Here is a 981-nt window from a genome sequence, read left to right as displayed (position 1 = left end):
GCTCGCGCCGGTCGTCTCGGCGCGCGGTGCTGGCTGGTGGGGATAGTGTCCCGCTCTACTCGCGCCTCAGGGGACCTGAAGGCGCGAGCGAGAGCGGTTGCAAGAGATGAACACAGTTGGAACTAGGAGGTGTTGGAGTGAAGACGCGTTGGAAAGCGCCTTCGGATACAATTGCAATGAGTACTACGAACTTCCGAGATGATAAAACTTCGGATGAATCGAGTGTCAACCAAGAGGCGGCTGCGGAGAAGACGGACGGAGACGTAGCGGTGGAAGATCCATTCGCGGAAGATGTCGTGGACGAAACGCCGGAGTTCGCGGCGAGTGTCGAGCAGGAGACACACACGAAAGTCGAGACAAACCACCCGGAGACAGTGGTTGGACGCGAGGAGAACGAGTTTGGTCACTTGCCACTGGCGCAAGAAGAGCGGATTCGGGCTCGAGAAGAGGAGCTCGAGTTGATCAGCGCAAAGACGACGTTCGGAATGCAGGAAGGGCGAGCGAAGCGGACACGAGAGGTCGTGCTCGAGCAGCGCCGAGAACGGCAGGTCGAACGGGTGGACCCCCGTTCGGAGCTGGAGCAGGAGCAGTTGGCGGAGGTCAACAAACAATCGGTTCGAATCACGGAGACGATTCGTGGAGGTCCAAGCCGGGCGTCAGTGAGCCGTGGACTGGCGGAGAAGGTGACCGACGGGAAGTCGATGATCGACGCAACCCTCGAGGAGATGGACGAAGTGAAGGCCGAGTCGGGAACGATCGTGGACATCGCAGACGTGCCGGAGGTGGAGGCAGGCGAGGTAGACGTGGAAGGCGAGATCATCAAACTGTGGGAGCCCTCGAAGTCCTCGATCAGCCAAGTGGGGCTGATCGTGGACGAGACCGAGAAGATGAAGTTCACGATCTGGAAGAACTCCTACCAAACGACGGTGAGCGAGGGCGAGACGGTGCGAATCAGGAACGCGGCGAAGAACTGGCACAACG

Annotated in this window: 1 protein-coding gene; it reads left to right on the top strand. The window is 59.6% G+C overall.

Translation table 11 applies throughout. The features are described 5' to 3' along the window. Nucleotides 1–269: 269 nt before the first annotated feature. Nucleotides 270–981 (top strand): DNA-binding protein (locus PGX04_RS05965; protein WP_273737666.1); only part of this gene is annotated, 712 nt, incomplete at its 3' end.

The organism is Natrinema soli (assembly GCF_028618695.1).
The sequence above is the reverse complement of the archived record's forward strand: the minus strand, read 5'-3'. Positions and strand labels throughout refer to the sequence as shown.